This is a genomic window from Nitrosospira sp. Nl5 (assembly GCF_900102495.1).
Taxonomy (GTDB): domain Bacteria; phylum Pseudomonadota; class Gammaproteobacteria; order Burkholderiales; family Nitrosomonadaceae; genus Nitrosospira.
In genome coordinates this window covers 144,726-162,197 of record NZ_FMVQ01000005.1, presented here as the reverse complement: position 1 = coordinate 162,197, position 17,472 = coordinate 144,726, and the positions used below count along the sequence as shown (strand labels likewise).

The following is a 17,472-nucleotide window of genomic DNA, read 5'->3' as shown; positions in this document are numbered from 1 at the left end:
CCTGTGATTTTCACCATTGCCCGGAAGGAACTGAAAATTCTGTTTAGCTCGCCGCTGGCCTGGATACTGCTTGCGCTGGTGCAATTAGTGCTGACCTGGATTTTTCTCGCCCATCTCGATACCTTTCTGCAAATCCAGCCGCAACTGGTGGCCATCGCCAATCCACCGGGAGTGACGGAGACAATTATTGCACCGGTATTCTCCATGGCTGCGGTAATGCTGTTGATGGTCACACCCGTTTTAACGGCGCGGCTCATTGCTGAGGAGCGCCGTAACCACACCATGACTCTTCTCATTTCCGCGCCCATTTCCATGACCGACATCGTACTGGGAAAATTTCTCGGTTTGATGGTCTTCTTTTCAGCTGTGATAACGCTGGTGGTGGCACTGTCGATTTCTCTACTGGCAGGCGGCACCCTGGATTTCGGCTTATTGCTGAGCAATGTCTTTGGCATATTCTTGATCTCCGCGTGCTTTGCCTCTCTCGGGCTTTATATTTCCTGCCTCACCGCCCATCCGGCGATTGCGGCTTCCGGCACGCTGGGCGCACTGCTGGGATTGTGGGTAATAGACATTGGCGCGGGAGACGAAAAAGAGAGCATTACGCGCAACTTTTCTCTCCTCGAGCATTATGGGAATTTCAATCGAGGCATGATTGACACGTTCGATCTCGCGTACTTTTCACTGTTTATTACCGTCTTTCTGGTGTTGTCCGTTCGCCGACTGGACGGAGAACGGCTACGTGGTTGAAACCGTGCAGGTGTATCAATGATCACAGTGACTGATAAACTGCGGACGCACTGGCAGGTGCAAAATGGCGTGCTTGTCGTGCTGCTGATATTGTTCGTCGTGTCGCTGGGCTACCTGGCGTGGAAAACCCGCGTCCAGTGGGATGTCAGCCAGAACGGACGCCACAGTTTAAGCCAGGCAAGCCTGGAGGTACTGGAAAAGGTTAGCGGTCCGGTCAGCATTACCGTCTACGCAACGGCGCAAGACGCGAAACTGGGGGATATTCGTAAAATTATCGGTGAGTTTCTCGCACGTTACCAGCGCGCAAAACCCGATTTCACAGTCACGTTCATTGATCCGGTCGAGCAGCCAAAGCTCACGCAGGACGCGGGAGTTCATGTTAATGGGGAAATGGTGGTAGCGTTTGAAGGCAGGCGCGAACACCTCACCACTTTCAATGAACAAGCGTTAAGCAGTCTACTGATGCGGCTGGCGCGTTCAAGGGAAAAGCGGGTGATGACGCTCACCGGCCACGGCGAACGCAAGCTGGACGGTATCTCCAGCCATGACATGGGAGAATTTGGCAGGCAACTAGCGACCAAAGGCTTCAAGATCGAGACGCTCAATCTTTCTATTGACCGCGATGTGCCGGCGGATGCGAGCATGCTCGTTATTGCCTCGCCACAAGTTGATCTGTCGGAGGGAGAAGTGGACAAGCTGCTTTCGTATATCGCCCGGGGCGGCAATCTATTGTGGCTAATCGATCAGCAACCTTTGCGAGGGCTCCAGCCGCTGGCCGAGAAACTGGAACTGACGCTCACATCCGGCGTGGTGGTTGATCCTCAAGCTCAGAAGCTAAAATTGCCCATCACTTTCGCGCTGGGTGCGAATTACGGACAGCATCCGGTCACGCACAATTTCGATTATATTACGATGTTTCCTTTTGCCCGGCAGATAACCATCAATGAAAACAAGGAATGGCATAGCGTTTCGCTGGTGGAGGCTGCCCAAAGCGGATGGGTGGAAACCGGCAAGCTGGATTCCGAGGTCGTCTTCGACAAAATGTACGATGTGTCCGGTCCCGTCAGTATCGCCGCCGCCCTTAGCCGCATTTGGCAAGACCGCGAGCAGCGCATCGCCGTCATCGGCAGCGGAAATTTTCTTGCCAATACTTATCTCGGTAACGGCAACAACCTGGATTTCGGCATTAATCTCGTCAATTGGCTCGCCGGTGACGAAAATCTTATCACTATTCAGCCTCGGGCCACTATCGACAGCAGCGTGATGTTAAGCGAGCCGGCGCTAATCATCATTGCCGGCGGCTTCCTCATCATCCTTCCATTCGTGTTTTTGACCAGCGGCGCGATTATTTGGTGGCGCCGGAGAAGAAGATGAGGCCAAAATTTTACAGGGATGTTCCAATTGCCTGAACTCCCTGAAGTCGAAGTCATCCGTCGCGGTATCGTATCCCATCTTGAGGGACGCCGCCTTATTGGCGCTACCATACGAAACCCGAGCTTGCGCTGGCCGGTACCACACGATCTGGGAGGCATGCTTTGCGGGCAGGAAATCAGCAAGGTGATGCGACGTGGAAAATACCTCTTATTCGACTGTGGCAAAGGGACGCTGATCCTGCATCTCGGAATGTCCGGCAGCCTGAGATTGCTGCCTGCCGCAACCCCGCCGCAAAAACATGATCACGTCGATCTGATTTTAGATAATGACACAGTCTTGCGGTTGAAGGACCCGCGACGTTTTGGCGCAATTGTGTGGGAAACCGCCGATGTCGCACACCATGCGTTATTGGCTCGACTTGGGCCTGAACCGCTTACCGCTGCATTCAATGGAAATTTGCTATACGAAAAAACCCGGCGCCGTACCGCCAGCATCAAGGAGGTCCTGATGAACAGCCGTATTGTGGTCGGCGTCGGCAACATTTACGCCAGCGAAGCGCTCTTCCATGCGGGCATCAATCCCACTACGTCGGCGGGACGAATTGGCGTAAGCAGGTACGGCAAACTAGCGCGGGCGATAAAGGAGACACTCCACCTCGCGATAGAAGCCGGCGGCAGCAGCTTGCGCGATTTCGTCAACAGCGACGGCAATCCCGGCTATTTCCAGCAGCAGTATTGGGTGTATCACCGAACCGGGCAGCCCTGCCGAAAGTGCGGCGCTGTCATCGTCCAGATCAGGCAGGGACAGCGTTCAAGTTTTTATTGTCCGCGTTGTCAAAAATAGGCATAGAGAAATATGGGCCAGCCCTCGGCCTTTGCGGCCTTTGCGGCCTTCGCGCCCTTTTGTAGCCGATTTTCTTTAAGTCGACAGGCTGCCAGGGTATATCATCGCCATTTACAAAACTTCGCACAGGATTATAGGACCGCATGAACATCACTTTCATCGGCGGCGGCAACATGGCGTCAGCCTTGATCGGCGGACTGCTGCAGCGGGGTTACCTGCCTGCGCAACTACGTGTAGTGGAAATCAACGCTGAAGGGCGCGAGAAAATAAAACATGAGTTTAACGTGGAAGCGGTGGCGGAGCTTGCCGAAGGCGTGGCCAATAGCGATGCCGTCCTGCTGGCTGTGAAGCCGCAGCAACTCCCAATCGTGGCGCAGGAGCTTGCGGCACTGCTCGGAAATCATCTGGTCATTTCCATCGCTGCGGGTATTCGCGCCACTGATATCTCCCGCTGGCTGGGCGGGTACGAACACGTGGTGCGGGCCATGCCCAATACGCCTGCGCTGGTTCGCTCGGGGGTCACTGGTCTCTATGCTCTGCCTGGTGTGAGTACGGAGGAAAGACACGATGCGGAGGCCATACTTGCTGCGGTAGGTTCCGTGCTATGGGTTGAGCGCGAGGAGTTGCTGGATGCGGTGACTGCCCTTTCCGGCAGCGGGCCGGCTTATGTTTTCTATTTCATCGAAGCAATGCAGAAGGCGGGACAGGAATTAGGGCTAACTGAGGCCCAGGCAAGGCTGCTGAGCCTGGAGACCTTTCTCGGGGCGGCCGGGCTCGCAAGTCAAAGCGATGAAAGCGTTGCCGTGCTGCGCGCCCGGGTAACTTCACAGGGCGGCACCACGGAACGCGCGATAGAGTCTCTGGAAAAAGATGGAGTCAAGAATGCCGTCATACGTGCGATGCATGCGGCAAATAAGCGCTCGCGTGAATTGGGCGATGAGTTTGGCAGAAACTGAATTTTAGGAAACACTGATGCTTAACCAGATACTGATATTCCTGCTCGACACCCTGCTGGGATTGTTTTCGTTGGCGCTGCTGCTGCGTTTTTATATGCAACTGCTGCGCGCTCCCTATCGCAACCCGCTGTCGCAATTTCTCGTCGCACTTACCAATTTTATCGTACGGCCCGCACGCCGGGTGATCCCTGGATTCAAGGGAATGGATCTTTCCACGTTGCTGCTGGCATGGCTTGCGCAATGCATTCTGCTGGCGGGGGTGCATATGCTTCAGGGTTACGATTTCACTTCCACTATCGGTATCGCCGTTGCGGGAATAGCGCTGCAGGGATTGATGGAAATCATTAAAATGACGCTCTACATTATCCTGGTGGCGATAATCATACAGGCGGTACTTTCGTGGTTCAGCCCGCACAACCCGTTGGCCCCGACGCTCGACAGTTTCACGCGCCCATTCCTGGGTGGTATTCGTAGGCGCATTCCTCCCATCGGCAACGTGGACTTGTCGCCGCTTTTCGTGCTGATCGTCATTCAGCTACTGCTGTTTGTCGTGGCGCAACTGCAGCGGGAAATCGCCCGTTTGTTCTGATCATTTTTGTTCGGCAATTAGCTGGCTTCCCTGATCGCGCTTCTCCATGACTTCCAGAGCGCTATCCTCAAACCACATCCTTTCCGCCGCTATGTGTCCAGCTCAAAAAATGCCCCCTCTCATTCTTTTCAACAAGCCCTACGGAGTCATTTGCCAGTTCACCCCGGAGGCCGGCTACAAATCTCTAAAGGACTTCATCCAGTTGCCCGGCTTTTATCCCGCGGGGCGGCTCGATGCCGATAGCGAAGGCCTGGTGCTGCTGACTGATAATGGCAAATTGCAGAACAAAATCAGCAACCCCAGGCACGGGCTATCCAAAACGTATTGGGTCCAAGTGGAGGGCGTACCGGATGAAGCTGCGTTGAATAAGCTGCGACAGGGCGTGACACTGAGCGGTTTCAAAACAATGCCTGCACAAGTAAGCGTAATGGATGAACCCGATAGTCTTTGGCCGCGTACGCCACCCATTCGCTCGCGTAAAAATATTCCTGTTTCATGGATTGAACTGACGCTCAAAGAAGGCAAAAACCGCCAGGTGCGGCGCATGACTGCGGCCGTATCCTTCCCTACGCTGCGTCTGATCCGCTATGCTGTCGGGCCATATTCGCTGCATGGCATTGCGCCAGGCGAGTGGCGCTTCTCGGAACAGACGACCGCCGCTTTAAAATAGGCCGCTAATGTCCACGGCGATTCTCAGGGGAAACGTATTATTTCGCGATCGTGATACTTGGTACCCCATGGCGTGGAATATCGGTAATCGTCATCTGAAACAGGAGATACAACATCTGGAAGGCGTCTCGGTTCCAGCGGGCGAGCGGACCCACGGTACCCACCGAGTAATAGCGGCCGTGCGAGTGAATCGATAGATCGGCTTCCGAGGGTTGCGAGTCGGACACAATCAGTCCCATCGTGGAAATTGGGTTTTCGCCGCCCTTGATCGGCGGCGTCCGGATGTCCTTCTCGATATGGTACTCCGGCTCGTCGCCGATGGACCGGCCGAGGAAACTGAGAATTGCATGGAAGCTTCTGAGCCGGAAGGCTCCTCTAACAGGCCAATCTCCGCCAGGATGGTTTGGTCGGATGTCGAAAGCGACATCGTTCATACTCCACGCTTCCACCTCATCGCTCAGCCGCGCGCGCTCGTCTGAAGACAAGGTATTCGGATTATAGTTGGTGATGAGGATAGGTCCCGCCACCTGTTTGCGAAGCGTATAGCTATTATCCTGCTTGTTGTAGCGCAGGACAAACTCTCTCTCCAGAGCTTGAAAACCTTCTGCTGTAATCGAACCGCCGGGAATTGTCCAGGTGCGTTCCAAGGTCAGCGGTTCGGCATAGAGCTGGTTTTGATCCTGAATGGCCGACAAATGCAGCACCACGCGGCGGAACATTTCATAGCCCGGCTGATCAGAAGGCGTGTTGCGATAAGCAATCTGCTGTGCCTGGTGCTGAATGCGCACTTCCTGTGCCATCAGTCTCAGCAAGAGATCGATATCAAAACGCTGACGGAGCAGAAGGGTGAGTTTGCTTTGCTGAAACGGGGTGAGGAGCCGCTTGGTAAACTCTTCTCCCTCTATCGGTACGATGCTGATGGTGGGATTTTCCGCAACACTCCCGCCGAATATCGGCATCAGCACCTGTCCGGCTAGCCCCCCCAGCGCGGGCGTAGCCCCGGCATTAAAGCGAAAATCGAAGGTGGCCGCGACATTTGATACGCCAGTGAAATGGATGGGCTGATGGTGATGGGCGCGAGCGATATTCGTCAACAGCTGCTTGGACGCCGCGCTGGTAATGGCATCGTCATAAGCGCCAACAGCGCGGTTGAGCGCGATGGGCGATACACAGCCGGGGAGCGCGAGTAACAACCCAATACACGGCAGCGACCATAGTAAATGCTGAAGGTAGAAGACATTCGTGCGGCTTATTTTCATCGTCAAGCAATGAGCGTTCAGATTGCCACGCCAATAAAGGATAATCGAGGCACCCAACGTAGGGATTCAGGCCGGAGTAAAGGTCCATGAAACAACAGTGCTGGCAAAAGCATGGTTAAACAACCGGCAATTAGTATACCGAGCACTAGTATACCGAGCACTACGGGATTCGGTTTGCGAAATTTTGCCGCAAGTGGGTTTTGCCGCCATTTCCGTAGGGGGATGCAACACGCCAGTCCGCTGAAAGGCATATTTGTAATGTATATTTAGACCTATTGCCCGGCGTGCTAACCGGTGGGGATAGCGGGGACTAGGGTCTACCAGAGCTCGAAACTCACAATGCGAACGCCTATTGAAAACCATTGTTGTGAATGACCTTCGAGCGTCGAGCCAATCGTTCCGTCAATCTGAAAATTGGGTCCGAAGACGTGCCTGAACCCCACCTGTGTAGCCATCACTCTCATGGTCGGGTCATATGGATCGCCGCGGTAAATCTCTCCAACGGAATGAAACTTCCCTATGAGCCTTGCCTGAAAACCGAGGCCCGCTGTCAACGTTGGCTTCCATTGCATTGCTTCTTTGATGGTGGCAACACCGAGATTGGCGTGGAATAGCAGGTCGTCCTTGAAGAAGGATTGCGACAGCGCGGCATAGCCAAACATACCGACCCCATCCGGCGTTACCGAACCAGAACCGAATGGAGGTATCACACCAGCCGCAAAAGCCACTCCCGGCCAATCGTTTGGCTTGGTCTCGCGGACGAGCGCTTTCACCTGCAAAATTCCCCCTGTAACACCATAGTTACTCTCAGCACCTCTGTAGCCGCCACCGTGAGTGAAACCAGAAGTAATTTCGAGCCAATTCGTGGGACCTATTGCGAAAAGTGTGTTGTGTGCACTCTCTTGTCTATCCAAGACGAACCACGACTCGACTTGACCGAGCCGGGAACCCACCACACGTGCGTCGTCCGTGACAAATGGGCGAATGGCGTGTGCCCCGCTCTGAGTCATCAGCAGCACTAACGCCAAGGTCAGCGAAGCGATGGTTCGATGTCGTATGAGCTGTATCATGTAGCGCAGGCGAGCATAACCTGACTTGGAATTTGACGTCTAAAACTAGCTCCCTACGCGCACTCGGCTGGTCGCTGAAACTTGGCGCACCAGGAAAATCCGTTCCTTCAAGTTGGATTTCGAATTCGAATCCGCGTCGACCGAATACAGATCGATGTTACCTTTATGGTCGGCCAAATCGAGAGCGGGCTCCGGCATCGTCAGTTCTCTGCTGGGCCTGTGACTCTGTCCCCGGCCTTTCTGCCGTGATACGCTTATAAAACAACTACGAAACCAGGAATCCGCCATGTTTAAAAAAAGTCATTCCCAGCAACACAACAGGAGCCTCGAAAACGAGGTGATCCTGGCTGTGGTCGTATTGTATTTGTTGCTCGCGATCGTGATGACAGTGGTGCATTACATCCAGCCCGCCGAGCAGGAAACGGTAACGTCGTCGACATCGCCTTCCCATAACGAAAGGAGCTCCCGGCAGATTAAAGAATGAATGAGTCTGGGAGCAAGCAGGCCTGCTTATCGCATGATCCGGAAGAAAGGGGAAATTTATCATGATCCGCAGCATTATCAGAGTTAGAAACAACCAGTCGCTTTCCATCATTCAGGGGCTACCGCAGCCAGCAAACGACAAGGACGTGGTTTGGCTTGAAATCAATGCACCGACGGCTGAGGAAACAGCGGACCTGGGCCGGCGCTTCGGCATCGATACCGGCCCACAAAACAGCAGTGTCACGGATGACGGGACTTTCATGTATATGCGCTCCAAGCTGCTCGCATTGGGCGCCGATGCGATCCCGGGGTTTGGAGACGTAACCTTCGTCCTGGGGGAACAGGTTGTGGCAATTCTTTGCGGGGACTCTGATTTTCATCCATTTGAATTCGCCTTGCAACGCATGAACCGGAAACCGGATCATGTCAAAAGTGCAAAGGCGGTATTGCGGCTATTATTACAAGTGGCCAACGATAGCGCCGACGCCGTCATAGACCGGATCGCGGATGAACTGGAGCGAAGTGCCGAGGAGATTTCTGAAATATCCGATGGGTACAATGCCGTTGGCAAGGAGCTGGGCGTGCCGGATCTCATCGGTACGATGCAGGATCTTAACGAAAAAGAAGAGCTGATTTCGCGTTGCCTGGAAGCCCAGCTATCGCTGGCGCGGACGGTGCGTTACCTCAATAGCGAGATTGATAACGTGACCGAGGCAGAGTTGCAGGTATTAACAACCGAACTCGCCGAGGATGTCGCAGGAGTCAAGGAGCATGCCTACTTCGAGCATGAGAAAGTGCGTTACCTCCAAAACGCCGTCACGAATATTCTCAACATCAAACAGAACCAGATCGTCAAAGTCTTCACGATCATCACCGCTGTTTTTCTGCCGCCTACACTGGTGGGCACCTTCTACGGCATGAACTTCGCTGTGATGCCCGAGCTTTCCTGGAAGCACGGATTTATTTATTCGATGATCCTTACGTTAACGGCCGCCCTGCTACCGCTGTTATATATAAAAAGTAAGGGTTGGTTACGATGAGCCGAGGGCATCCACATTTTTTTGGGCAATTGCCGACGAGTTGAAGGATAGGAACTCTCAACCCGCTTCCCCGGTCTACCAACAGCGAGACGTTACGTTTTCCGATCCTGCGCCAGGTATTTAATTTTTGATAGCGGGGTGTATACTGTTTATACGGAGGTTTTCCGCCAAGCGCTGCCTTCAATCTTTCACGGAGAATCAGTCAGCTGAAACCCATTAATGATTTCCGGAGGCATCGAAAGACGCTCCCACACTTATAAAAGTATGCCTGTAGCGCGCCCGTAATAAAATTTACTTGGGATCCCTGCCGGAAGGGGGAAATCATATGAAAAAGCTTTCGATCACATCTGCTCTAATTTTAAGCCTGATTTCAACCGGTGCGCTTGCCACTGAAGAAGCCACATCTGTTGGCAGTCCCGGCGATCCCGGCAAGGTGTCACGCACCATTGAAATAACAATGGTGGAGAATCGTTTCAAACCATCTGAAATAAAGGTAAAACAGGGTGAAACGATAAAATTTATGCTGAAGAACGCTGGCAAGAAAAAGCATGAGATGATGATTGGCACCCCGGAGGAAATTGATAAGCATGGCAAAATGATGAAAAAATTTCCCGATAAGGAACACCCCGATGAACCCAACATGATCACGATCAACCCAGGAGAGACCGGGGAACTGGTGTGGCATTTCACCGAAGCCGGCGCGGTTAACTTTGCCTGCCCGATGCCAGGTCATTTCAAAGGCATGAATTTTTCAGGTATGAAAGGAACCATCGACGTGGAGGCCAAATGAAAACACCCATTCGCACATTCCTGGCGGGATCGATTATCATCATCGCCTTATCAGGTGTCGGCACTCATGCCGCCGCAACAACAATTGACGTCTACAAGAGCTCGACCTGTAAATGCTGCGCAAAATGGGTTGACCATATGCGTGCCCACGGATTTACCGTCAATACCCACGATGTAGGCAACAAGGAAGCACGTGAACGTGCGGGCATTTCAACTACGCTCGGCTCGTGCCATACCGCCCTGGTTGATGGGTACGCAATTGAGGGCCACGTGCCGGCACAGGATGTGAAACGGTTTCTCAAGGAACGTCCCCGTGCCATTGGCCTGGCTGTTCCCGGCATGCCTCACGGTTCTCCTGGCATGGAAGGCGCGCGTAGCGACCCATACAATGTACTTTTGATCGATAAGCAAGGCGATACAACGGTATATAGTCGCCATCTTCCATCTGATCCGAAAGATTCTGTGATGAAGCTGAAGTAAAGAGCGTGAATCCATATCTTGACGATGCTGTCGCCGCCACTATAGCTAGCAATCACGCTTTTCTTACCTGAGGGATGTCATGAATTACGGTAACACGCAGCATCAATGGGATTCGAGTATTGCGCATGGAAGGCAAGGAGTGGTTGGTACGAACATCGAGCAGTCATGAGTGCTCGATATATCCTTCTGGCGGGAGTGATAGCGGGGTTTATTGCGGGCTGCGGCGAATCGAAGCCGCCGGCTCCAACATCGGCGGCGCCCACCGCTGCACCCGCTTCCCCCGCGGTAGAATCAGCGCCATCTGCTGCTGCCCCGGCGCCTTCTGCCGTTGAGCCCACGCCCTCTGCCGCGGTCCCGGTTACGCCCCCAAAAAATTTGGCGGCGCGTAATTTAGACCCGGAGAAAATCAAGCGTGGCGAGGCCGTTTATCAGGCAAACTGTGCAGCCTGCCATGGACCGAAGGGGGAAGCGACTCCAGGCTGGCGAATTCCGGGAGCTGACGGAAGGTATCCTCCGCCGCCTCTAGACGATAGCGCCCATGCCTGGCATCACTCAACGGAGACACTGGAAAGAATGATTCGGGAAGGCAGTCCGGCTGATGGCGGCGGTATGCCTGCGTGGGAGGGCAAGTTGACCAATCAGCAAATCGATGACGTGATTGTCTGGATCAAGTCATTGTGGTCGGATGAGGTCTACGAGGTCTGGGATAAGGAGATTGAGCATAAGCCGGAGCCCCCAAAGAGTTGAGTGCTGAGTTGGTGCGCCAAGTTCATTCGGTCCATTCGACCTGCGGTCGTTGCCGATATACCTGAACCCGGCGGTTAACCGCTCGTTCTTCACGCATTCTTTGGGGCGGCCCTATCGTCCACAAGGGGATTTGCCCCCCATTTGCAACTTTGCCACCTGATTTTCAAATTTATGGCGGGTTCGCTGTGCGTTCAACCGCCGCTACAGATTGAAAGCTTATGCTGACTCTGCTTTCTGTGGTTCCTTTTTTACTGAGGCACGCGCAGGAAGTTTCTCGCGGATACGCGCCGATTTGCCGGAACGATCCCGCAGGAAATAAAGCTTGGCGCGGCGGACATCGCCGCGACGCTTGATCTCGATGTTGGCAATCAGCGGCGAATAGGTCTGAAACGTTCGTTCTACACCTTCCCCGCTGGATACTTTGCGCACGGTAAAGGCCGAATTGAGACCCCGATTGCGCTTGGCGATGACAACACCTTCATAAGCTTGTACGCGTTTACGATCGCCTTCCACCACTTTGACGCTAACAATCACCGTGTCCCCAGGGGCGAAATCCGGAATCGTCTTGCCAAGGCGGCTAATTTCTTCACTTTCAAGTTGTTCGATCAGGTTCATTTGCTACTCCTTGCTGTATTTCGCTTGGTTTCAATCAGTTCTAATTGTCTTCGTAGGCACGTTTGAATTCTTCCAGCAATTTCTTTTCTTCTCCCGTCAGGCCGCGTTCGATTCTCAACGCCAGCAAATCCGGTCGTCTCAGCCATGTTCTGCCCAGCGACTGCTGCAAACGCCAGCGCTTGATTCTGGCATGATTGCCGGACATTAAAACTTCTGGCACGATATTTCCCCGATAGATTTCGGGCCGTGTGTAGTGGGGAAAATCCAGAAGTCCGCTTACAAATGAATCCTGGCTGGCTGATTCCGAATCACCCAGCACGCCTGGCATTTGCCGCACCATACAATCTATCAGCACCATTGCCGCAAGTTCGCCGCCAGAAAGCACATAATCCCCGATGGAGATTTCGTCATCTACTTGGCGCGCTATCAACCGCTCATCCACACCTTCGTAGCGTCCGCAGAGTAGCACCAATGCCGGCAGTTGACACAACTCCATCACCACATCATGATTCAGGAGCCGTCCCTGGGGGGAAAGATAGATCACTTTCGCCCCGTTAGCCCCATTCTCTGCCTGCCTGGCCATCGCCGCGGCGATGGCTTTTTCCAGCGGCTGCGCCAGCATCAGCATTCCGGGGCCACCGCCATAAGGGCGGTCATCCACCGTACGGTAATTATCCTCGGTAAAGTCGCGCGGGTTCCAGGCGTGCAACCCGTAAACCGCATTTTCCTTCGCTCTGCCGGTTACGCCATGCTTGGTGACGGCGTCGAACATTTCGGGAAACAGCGTGACGACATCGAATTCGAAAGTCATGGCGAGTTAGTAATCCACGCCCCAATCCACTATTATCCGGCAAGCATCCAAGTCCACGCTAATGATCACCTGGCTGACGAAAGGGATCAATCTTTCCCTTCCACTTTCTTTCATCAGGCTTTGCACTTGAAGCACGTCATTAGCGCCGGTTTCGAGTAACCCCGTCACTTTTCCCAATTCTTCATTCTGCAGATTAACGACCGCAAGGCCGATCAGATCCGACCAGTAGTAGCCGTCTTTACCACTCTTTGCCAAGGCCGGCAATTGACTGCGAGGGACCGCGACCTGCATGCCTTTTAGCCGTATTGCCGCGGTACGGTCAGCGCATTGCTCAAGTACAGCGGTCAATATACTCCCGTGAACTTCGCAACCCGCAACGTTTACCTCGCGCCAATCGCCATCGCCTTTGCCGAGCCACCATACCGGATAATCAAGCAATCCATCTACATATTCGGTATAGGGAAAAACTTTGACCCAGCCTAATACACCGAAGGGGCCGATAATGCGGCCCATCACCACCATCGGCTCAACCGCGTCGCCTGGCTTAGCTGCTTCCGGCAGGCTTTTCCTTTGCACCGAACTGCCTGACCAGTCTCGCCACGGTATCGGATAATTGCGCACCGTGCGATCGCCAATGGTTAACGCGATCCAGTTGAACACGCAGCGCTTCTTCGCCTCCAGCCGCCCTGGGATTATAGAAGCCAATGCGCTCGATGAACTTGCCATCACGGGCATTGCGGGAATCTGCTACTACCATGTTGAAAAATGGGCGCTTCTTGGCGCCGCTTCGCGCCAGTCGAATAATGACCATGTATATGCCTATGGAGGTCTGAAACCGAAAAGGGTGTGATTTTACGGTAATTTTTACCCTATTAGCAATACAAAAATACTGGCAGCCCGCTCGACTTAAAGAATCGCGCGGGAGAATGACTGGGCGAAGACCGATTTTGACGCCTTTAAAAGGCCAATAGTTGTTTCTCCATCTGCCTTCGTGGATGAAAGCGGCGAAATATGGACCAGTACACTAGTGTGCTTGCTCCCAATTTGGCCCCACGCCCACTCCCACCAGCAGCGGTACATCGAGTTTCGCCACATCACCCATAAGCCGCGGCAACTCATTTTTTATGGTTTCAATCTCATCATCCGGCACTTCCAGTACCAATTCGTCATGGACTTGCATGATAAGTTTGCTGCGCATATTTTGTTCAGCCAGCCAAGGGTGTACCGCGATCATGGCGAGCTTGATAATGTCCGCCGCGGTACCTTGCATGGGAGCGTTGATTGCCGCGCGTTCTGCACCCTGCCTGCGATTGCCGTTGGAACTGTTGATCTCCGGCAACCACAGCCTGCGTCCCAAAACGGTTTCGACGTACCCCTTTTTTCTGGCGGTTTCTCTGGTGCTCTGCATGTAATTCGCTACGCCCGGGTAGCGGGCAAAGTACCGGTCTATGTATGCCCGGGCAGCGGCGCGTTCAATGTTGAGTTGCGAGGCGAGACCAAATTCCGACATGCCATAAATCAGGCCGAAGTTGATGATTTTCGCGTAGCGGCGCTGTTCACTGGTCACCGCGTCCAACGGGAGACCAAACACCTCCGCGGCGGTGGCGCGGTGGATATCCTCCCCGGCTGCGAAGGCTTTGAGCAATCCCGCATCCTGCGAGATATGCGCCATGATGCGTAGCTCGATCTGTGAATAATCAGCAGAGATAATGCTGTATCCCGCCGACGCGATGAACGCTTCGCGAATGCGGCGGCCTTCAGCGGTGCGTATCGGGATATTTTGCAGGTTTGGCTCGTTACTGGCCAGCCGCCCGGTAACCGCTACCGCCTGCGCATAATTGGTATGGACTCGTCCGGTGGATGCGTCCACCATGCGGGGCAACTTGTCGGTGTAAGTCGATTTGAGCTTGGCAAGGCCGCGATAATCGAGCAGGATTTTTGCCAGGGGATAATCCAGCGCGAGTAGTTGCAGCACGTCTTCGTCAGTGGATGGCGCACCGCCCGGTGTTTTCTTGATAACAGGAAGCTTCAGCTGGCCGAACAGGATTTCCCGAATTTGCCCGGGTGAATTCAAATTGAATGGCTGGCCGGCGACTCCGTGCGCCCGGTCCTCCAGCGCCAGCATTTTCTCGCCGAGTTCGCGGCTTTGGCTTTCCAGCAACTTCAAGTCCAGTAATACGCCATTGCGCTCCATTTCGAACAGTATGTTCAGCACTGGTATTTCAAGTACGCGATAAACGTAATCAAGCTTTACCTCCCCTGTAATTGCCGGGTATAAATGTTGGTGCAATTGTAGGGTGATATCTGCATCCTCCGCCGCATATCGCGCTGCGCGTTCAATATCCACCTGATCAAAACTTATGCGGCTGGCCCCCTTGCCGGTGACTTCATCATAGCCAATGGTTTTGGCGCCAAGATGCCGCAGCGCAAGACTGTCCATGTCGTGCGGGCGATGGGATTCCAGCACATAGGATTGCAATAGCGTGTCATGCGCGATGCCGCTCAAGTTAATGCCATGATTAGCGAAGATATGCTTGTCATATTTGAGATTCTGCCCAAGTTTAGGCTTTGCCGGATCTTCCAGCCATGGTCTGAGTTTGTCAATCACGAGATCGATCGCCAATTGCTGGGGGACCCCGGCATACCGGTGCGCCAGGGGCAAGTAAGCAGCCTGATGCGGTTCAGTGGAAAATGCAATACCGACGAGCTGCGCCTGCATCGGGTCCAGTCCGGTGGTTTCAGTGTCCACCGAAACCAGCGGGGCGGCATTGATACGCGTAACCCATTCATCCAGTTGGGACTGAGTGAGAATGGTCTGGTAATCCGCTGATACAATACCGGCGGACCGCTGATCCGCACCTGTTTTCTGGTATCCGGCGGCAGAAGATACATTGCCCCTCTCCCCTGGACCCGTCTCTTGCTGCAATTCCCGCAACCAGCTTTTAAAATCCAGCCGCTCATACAACTCAGCTAATTTTGCAATATCCTGCGGTTGCAGCCCAAGATTATGAAAGCTCACCGGTAACGCCACGTCGCACTTGATAGTAAGAAGTTCGCGCGATCTACTCAACCAATCCAGCGCTCTGCGCAGATTTTCGCCAACGACGCCGCCAATTTCATCGGCATGAGTGATAAGATTATCCAATGTTTCATATTGTGTGAGCCATTTTACCGCGGTCTTGGGACCCACCTTCTCCACCCCCGGAATATTGTCGACTGCATCGCCGACCAGTGCCAGATAATCCAGCATGCGCGCAGGCGTTACGCCGAACTTGGCAAGCACCCCCGCTTCATCGAGGGTTTCGTTACTCATGGTATTGACCAGCGTGACTTGCGGATTCACCAGTTGCGCAATATCCTTGTCCCCAGTTGAAATTATGCATCGCATGTTTTCTCGCACGGCCTGTTTCGCCAGCGTGCCGATCACATCATCCGCCTCCACCCCTTCGACGATCAGCATCGGCCATCCCATGGCGCTAATACACTCATACAGTGGCGTAATCTGCGCCACGAGATCGTTCGGCATCGGAGGACGGTTCGATTTATATTCCGCGTAGAGGTCGTCGCGAAAAGTCTTACCTTTTGCATCAAATACGCACGCGCTATAATGGGCCTGATAATCCTTGTGCAAACGGCGCAGCATGCTGAGCACACCATAAATCGCACCCGTCGGCTCGTTATTGCGGTTACGAAAATCCGGCAGCGCGTGGAAAGCGCGGTACAGGTAGGATGAACCGTCAACCAGCAATAATGTTTTCATTTAGACTTCCAAAGGTTTCCAATGAACCCGCAAGATAAACTCGCTCTTACCATGACAAGTGATTTTCGGGAAAAAACCTGGTCAGCAAGGGAATCGTGGCGCGTGTTCGGGATTATGGCAGAATTTGTCGAGGCAACGGAACGTCTGAATTCGATTAAACCCGCGGTAAGTATTTTCGGCAGTGCACGCACTCTTCCCGATCATCCCAACTATAAGCTAACCGAGCAGATCACCCGGAAATTGTCCGACGCCGGCTTTTCCGTCATATCGGGCGGCGGGCCGGGTATTATGGAAGCGGCCAACAAGGGCGCTTACTTTGGTAAATCACCCAGTATCGGCTTGAATATCCAATTGCCCCATGAACAACATCGCAACGTTTACCAGGACATCAGCCAGACTTTCCGCCATTTTTTTGCGCGTAAGTATATGTTCGTGAAATTCGCCACTGCATACGTGGTGTTACCTGGCGGATTCGGCACACTGGACGAACTGATGGAAGCGCTCACGCTGGTTCAGACCGGCAAGACCCGGAAAATGCCCATTATTCTGGTTTGTTCAGAATTTTGGCGTGGCATGCTTGATTGGCTCCAGCAATCGCTTGTAGCCGAAGGCATGATCGCTCCGGAAGATATGGACTTGATACAGATGATTGATGAACCCGCTGAAATCGTTAATGCGATCTTCCAGTATTACGCAACGCGCGGCTTCGAGCCTTCCGCAGCGGAACGGGAAGTTCAACTCAATCTGTAACAAGCCATGTCATTTCGGATAGAATGAACTCATTCATCCCGCCGGGAGCCGCCATGCGCCTAATCATTCTTGTATTGTTATTGAGCACTGCATTGTCAGCGGCTGCGCAATCCAAACAGCCCAAGCAGCCAAAGAACCTGGTGCCCATACCAGAAGTGCCTGAACCGCCGGCAATACCCCTGCCTTCCCCCGGGGCCGACCAGGAGGATTCCGAGCTTGAGCCGCAGGTTACCATCACCCGGCGTGGAGAGGATAAGGTCGAAGAATACCGCATCAATGGGCGCCTTTATATGATCAAGGTTACTCCCCGCATTGGTGTGCCGTATTACTTGATTGACCGTCATGGGGACGGCGCATTTTCCGATGGCGCCACTGGTGGTCTCGACCAAGGCATTCGGCCTCCAATGTGGGTGATACGCGAATTTTAACCTCACCCGGTAGCTGAACTGAGTGTGAGTTTTTGTGTGCCACTCGGCAGAAGCGCAAC

At 53.6% G+C, this 17,472-nt stretch carries 20 protein-coding genes; 13 read left to right on the top strand and 7 right to left on the bottom strand.

All coding sequences use genetic code 11. The features are described 5' to 3' along the window. The first annotated feature begins 3 nt into the window (after window positions 1-3). The 6 genes from BLP45_RS07195 (at window position 4) to BLP45_RS07170 (ending at window position 5,182) form a co-directional block, all read left to right on the top strand. A complete protein-coding gene (locus tag BLP45_RS07195) occupies window positions 4-750 on the top strand; it encodes an ABC transporter permease (protein WP_090371201.1) in 747 nt (248 codons plus the stop codon). Between the two features lie 18 nt (window positions 751-768). Then, window positions 769-2,124, top strand: a complete 1,356-nt coding sequence (locus BLP45_RS07190) for a GldG family protein (protein WP_090371199.1) — start codon at window positions 769-771, stop codon at window positions 2,122-2,124. Between the two features lie 27 nt (window positions 2,125-2,151). Further along, window positions 2,152-2,967: a bifunctional DNA-formamidopyrimidine glycosylase/DNA-(apurinic or apyrimidinic site) lyase gene (gene mutM / locus BLP45_RS07185; RefSeq protein WP_090371301.1), complete on the top strand. Its 816-nt coding sequence runs from the start codon at window positions 2,152-2,154 to the stop codon at window positions 2,965-2,967. A gap of 143 nt (window positions 2,968-3,110) precedes the next feature. Continuing rightward, window positions 3,111-3,923, top strand: a complete 813-nt coding sequence (proC, locus tag BLP45_RS07180; protein WP_090371197.1) for a pyrroline-5-carboxylate reductase — start codon at window positions 3,111-3,113, stop codon at window positions 3,921-3,923. Window positions 3,924-3,939: 16 nt separating this feature from the next. Continuing rightward, window positions 3,940-4,512: a YggT family protein gene (locus BLP45_RS07175; RefSeq protein ID WP_090371196.1), complete on the top strand. Its 573-nt coding sequence runs from the start codon at window positions 3,940-3,942 to the stop codon at window positions 4,510-4,512. A 109-nt stretch (window positions 4,513-4,621) separates the two neighbouring features. Beyond that, on the top strand, window positions 4,622-5,182 hold the full coding sequence (locus BLP45_RS07170) for a pseudouridine synthase (protein WP_090371195.1): 561 nt from the start codon (window positions 4,622-4,624) through the stop codon (window positions 5,180-5,182). A gap of 37 nt (window positions 5,183-5,219) precedes the next feature. On the opposite strand, the gene BLP45_RS07165 is transcribed toward BLP45_RS07170, so the two are convergent. Together BLP45_RS07165 and BLP45_RS07160 are read right to left on the bottom strand one after the other, a co-directional pair. Further along, window positions 5,220-6,440: a hypothetical protein gene (locus BLP45_RS07165; RefSeq protein WP_090371299.1), complete on the bottom strand. Its 1,221-nt coding sequence runs from the start codon at window positions 6,438-6,440 to the stop codon at window positions 5,220-5,222. Window positions 6,441-6,757: 317 nt separating this feature from the next. Next, window positions 6,758-7,510: a transporter gene (locus BLP45_RS07160; RefSeq protein ID WP_090371193.1), complete on the bottom strand. Its 753-nt coding sequence runs from the start codon at window positions 7,508-7,510 to the stop codon at window positions 6,758-6,760. 286 nt (window positions 7,511-7,796) lie between these two features. Between BLP45_RS07160 and BLP45_RS07155 the strand changes: the two genes are divergently transcribed. The 5 genes from BLP45_RS07155 (at window position 7,797) to BLP45_RS07135 (ending at window position 11,049) form a co-directional block, all read left to right on the top strand. After that, on the top strand, window positions 7,797-7,994 hold the full coding sequence (locus BLP45_RS07155; protein WP_090371190.1) for a hypothetical protein: 198 nt from the start codon (window positions 7,797-7,799) through the stop codon (window positions 7,992-7,994). A gap of 61 nt (window positions 7,995-8,055) precedes the next feature. Next, window positions 8,056-9,033: a CorA family divalent cation transporter gene (locus BLP45_RS07150; protein ID WP_090371188.1), complete on the top strand. Its 978-nt coding sequence runs from the start codon at window positions 8,056-8,058 to the stop codon at window positions 9,031-9,033. Between the two features lie 325 nt (window positions 9,034-9,358). Then, entirely contained in the window at window positions 9,359-9,823 is a 465-nt protein-coding gene (locus BLP45_RS07145; RefSeq protein WP_090371186.1) for a cupredoxin domain-containing protein, read from the top strand. Then, complete coding sequence (locus BLP45_RS07140) at window positions 9,820-10,302, top strand: DUF411 domain-containing protein (RefSeq protein WP_090371184.1); 483 nt, start codon at window positions 9,820-9,822, stop codon at window positions 10,300-10,302. The genes BLP45_RS07145 and BLP45_RS07140 overlap by 4 nt, the downstream gene beginning before the upstream one ends. A gap of 165 nt (window positions 10,303-10,467) precedes the next feature. Continuing rightward, entirely contained in the window at window positions 10,468-11,049 is a 582-nt protein-coding gene (locus tag BLP45_RS07135; RefSeq protein ID WP_090371182.1) for a c-type cytochrome, read from the top strand. A gap of 216 nt (window positions 11,050-11,265) precedes the next feature. Here the strand turns inward: BLP45_RS07135 and rplS are convergent, their stop codons facing one another. The 5 genes from rplS to polA form a co-directional block, all read right to left on the bottom strand. Beyond that, window positions 11,266-11,664, bottom strand: a complete 399-nt coding sequence (gene rplS / locus BLP45_RS07130; RefSeq protein ID WP_090371180.1) for a 50S ribosomal protein L19 — start codon at window positions 11,662-11,664, stop codon at window positions 11,266-11,268. 40 nt (window positions 11,665-11,704) lie between these two features. Beyond that, window positions 11,705-12,475 carry a tRNA (guanosine(37)-N1)-methyltransferase TrmD gene (gene trmD, locus BLP45_RS07125; protein WP_090371178.1) on the bottom strand — a complete coding sequence of 257 codons (771 nt, stop codon included), beginning with the start codon at window positions 12,473-12,475 and terminating at the stop codon, window positions 11,705-11,707. Window positions 12,476-12,481: 6 nt separating this feature from the next. Then, entirely contained in the window at window positions 12,482-12,997 is a 516-nt protein-coding gene (rimM, locus tag BLP45_RS07120) for a ribosome maturation factor RimM (protein WP_090371176.1), read from the bottom strand. A 22-nt stretch (window positions 12,998-13,019) separates the two neighbouring features. Continuing rightward, a complete protein-coding gene (rpsP, locus tag BLP45_RS07115; RefSeq protein ID WP_090371174.1) occupies window positions 13,020-13,286 on the bottom strand; it encodes a 30S ribosomal protein S16 in 267 nt (88 codons plus the stop codon). A 213-nt stretch (window positions 13,287-13,499) separates the two neighbouring features. Continuing rightward, window positions 13,500-16,235, bottom strand: a complete 2,736-nt coding sequence (gene polA / locus BLP45_RS07110) for a DNA polymerase I (RefSeq protein ID WP_090371172.1) — start codon at window positions 16,233-16,235, stop codon at window positions 13,500-13,502. Between the two features lie 21 nt (window positions 16,236-16,256). Here polA and BLP45_RS07105 point away from each other — a divergent pair, with 21 nt between their 5' ends. Both BLP45_RS07105 and BLP45_RS07100 read left to right on the top strand, forming a co-directional pair. Beyond that, window positions 16,257-16,985, top strand: a complete 729-nt coding sequence (locus BLP45_RS07105; RefSeq protein ID WP_176754690.1) for an LOG family protein — start codon at window positions 16,257-16,259, stop codon at window positions 16,983-16,985. Window positions 16,986-17,038: 53 nt separating this feature from the next. Continuing rightward, on the top strand, window positions 17,039-17,413 hold the full coding sequence (locus BLP45_RS07100; RefSeq protein ID WP_090371293.1) for a DUF2782 domain-containing protein: 375 nt from the start codon (window positions 17,039-17,041) through the stop codon (window positions 17,411-17,413). The last annotated feature ends 59 nt before the right edge of the window (window positions 17,414-17,472 follow it).